The 2867-nt window shown below is 25.9% G+C and carries 2 protein-coding genes and 1 tRNA gene; 2 read left to right on the top strand and 1 reads right to left on the bottom strand.

The window, feature by feature from the left end:
• The first annotated feature begins 219 nt into the window (after window positions 1-219).
• Both pulA and ACQRD5_RS16925 read left to right on the top strand, forming a co-directional pair.
• A complete protein-coding gene (pulA, locus tag ACQRD5_RS16930; protein ID WP_320900991.1) occupies window positions 220-1797 on the top strand; it encodes a type I pullulanase in 1578 nt (525 codons plus the stop codon).
• On the top strand, window positions 1798-2205 hold the full coding sequence (locus ACQRD5_RS16925; RefSeq protein WP_320900993.1) for an alpha-1,6-glucosidase domain-containing protein: 408 nt from the start codon (window positions 1798-1800) through the stop codon (window positions 2203-2205).
• 104 nt (window positions 2206-2309) lie between these two features.
• Here ACQRD5_RS16925 and ACQRD5_RS16920 read toward each other — a convergent pair.
• A tRNA-Arg gene (locus ACQRD5_RS16920) sits at window positions 2310-2386 on the bottom strand.
• Window positions 2387-2867 lie beyond the last annotated feature (481 nt).

Raw genomic sequence — 2867 nt, 5'->3', positions numbered from 1 at the left:
AAAAAGCTTACGATTAATCGTAAGCTTTTTTTACTATATAGGAAATTATATTTTTAAAGAACTTTGTAAAACTTTATGAGAATAATAAAACTCATAGCCCACAAAGTTAATTTTTTTATAATTAAGAATCTCCAAAATACTGTGTGATTTAAATGAAATATTTATAATTTATATAAAAAAAATTCTTTTTATAATATAATATTATTAGGGGTGAAGAATATGGATAATATATTTATACAATATTCAGTAGAAGAGTTTGATAAATTATATCAATATGACGGGACCTTAGGAGCAATTTATAGTAAAGAAAAAACAATTTTTAAAATTTGGGCTCCTTTAGCACATTCAGTAAAGATTATTTTCTTTGGTAAGGATGGCTATGATTATAATTCAACAAGCAAAAAAAGCATAAACATGGAGTATATAGGAAATGGTGTATGGTATGTAGAAATAGAAGGGGATTTAGATGGAGAATTTTATAATTATATTATAAAAAGAAATGGTATAGAAAATGAAGTAGTTGATCCATATGCTAAAGCAGTAGGAGTAAATGGTAACAGAGGCATGGTGGTAGATTTAAATTCAACTAATCCTTTGGGATGGAGTAATCACAAAAGACCTAAATTTAATAGTCACTTAGATTCTATTATATACGAGACTCATATAAGAGATTTTACAATAGATGATAATTCAGGAGTAGAAAAACACATAAAAGGAAAATTTAGAGGTTTTCATAAAGATACTCACAATTTTAAAAATGAAGTAAAGACAGGAATAAATCATCTAAAAGAATTAGGTGTAAACGTTATACAATTATTACCTGTATTTGATTATAAAACTGTAGATGAAATGAAGTATGATGAGGATGATTATAACTGGGGATATGACCCCTTAAATTATAATGTTCCAGAAGGATCTTATTCAACTGATCCCTATAATGGAAAAGTAAGAATAAGAGAGTTTAAGGAGTTAATAATGAATCTTCATGAATCAGGGTTTAAAGTTGTTATGGATGTAGTATTTAACCATACTGCTGATACAGAAGACTCTAATTTTAATAAAATAATTCCTAATTATTATTATAGACAAAGTAATGATGGTGGTTTTTCAAATGGATCAGGATGTGGAAATGAATTAGCATCTGAAAGAGCTATGGTTAGAAAATTTATCTTAGATTCTGTGAAGTATTGGGTTATGGAATATAAAATAGACGGCTTTAGATTTGATTTAATGGGACTTCATGACATTGAAACAATGGAAGAAGTTAGATTAGCTCTAGATGATGATATATTAATATATGGTGAAGGATGGAAGGCTGATGAATCACCTATTAACAACTCAAAATTAACACTGAAGGAAAATATAAATAAATTTAATAAATTACAAATAGGTGCTTTTAGTGATGATATAAGGGATGCAGTAAAGGGAAGTGTATTTGAAAAAGAAAAAGGCGGATTTTTAAATGGAGGTAAAGATTTTGAGGAAACTATTAAATTTGGAATAGTAGCATCTATAAATCATATAGATATAAATTATGAAAAACTTAAATATTCTAAAACTCCTTGGGCTAATGAGCCTCATCAAGTAATAACTTATATTTCTGCTCATGACGATTATACAATTTGGGATAAGTTAGCTTTAGTAGAACCTATATCTACGTTAAAAGATAGAATAAGAATGAGTAAATTAGCAGCTGCTATTTTACTAACTTCACAAGGAATACCTTTTATACATTCAGGAGAGGAGATACTTAGAAGTAAAAAAAACAAACATGGAATAAGAATTAAAAATAGTTAAATATCACCTGATCATGTAAATAAATTTCGTTGGAGAAGAAAGAAAAAGTATTTAGAGGTATTTAAATATTATAAAGACTTAATTGACTTAAGAAAAAAACATAAGATATTTAGAATGGATTCAGCTAAGGACATTAATGAAAATATTAGATTTCTAGAATTCGGTACAAATTTTTATGAAAAAAATATTGTAGGGTATATAGCAGAAGGAAGTAAAGTAAAAGATCAATTAGGTAAAATAGCTGTGATATTTAATGGTAATAAGCATGATGTACAAATAAACTTATATCATGATAACTTTATAGTTATTTTGGATGATAATGAAATTAATGATAATGGGATTTATAATATAAACTCTTCTATAATTAATGTAAAACCAATATCAGCTTTAATTATAAAATATGTTTAATAGATTTGTATGTGTATTATTACAAAATAGATAGATAAATCTAAATGTAACATTTTAAATTTCCCTTTTAAATTGTACATTTTACATTTTGATTTAGAATATTTTGGTGCACCTAGAGGGATTTGAACCCCCCACCGATGGATTCGAAGTCCAGCGCTCTATCCTGCTGAGCTATAGATGCAAAATCATTTCAAAGTATATTATAATATGAATAAAATTTAATTTCTATAGATATATAATAAATACTCATTTTTTTATTAAAAGCACAGAATATTTAATTATAAACATTAAACACATCCTAGCGTATCAATATGAATAAAATAAAGAAATAAGTATAATAATAAAGAAATTAAAGAATAATTTTAAATAAACATAATAAATAGTTTTGAATAAAGTTTAAGCTATGATAAAATAGTCAATGTTCTTGAGGAACTAGTCAAATGAAAGAAAAAAATTTATTGACAAGTAAAACTCGAGATGATAATATATAGAAGTCGCTTGAATGCGAAGAAAAATGATCTTTGAAAATTGAACAGAATATAAGTTAAGTATAAAGTAAACCAGCAATTCTTTTAAGTCTTAAGTTAGAATCTAAATTTTAATTTAGCAATTCGAACTTACAACGCTGACAATAGGAAGCGTTGTTATATTGTAAGACTCAA

It is taken from the genome of Clostridium sp. SGI.024 (genome assembly GCF_050315195.1).
In the GTDB taxonomy this organism is placed as follows: domain Bacteria; phylum Bacillota; class Clostridia; order Clostridiales; family Clostridiaceae; genus Clostridium.
Note: the sequence above shows the minus strand (reverse complement) of the source record. Positions and strands in the feature narration are given on the sequence as shown.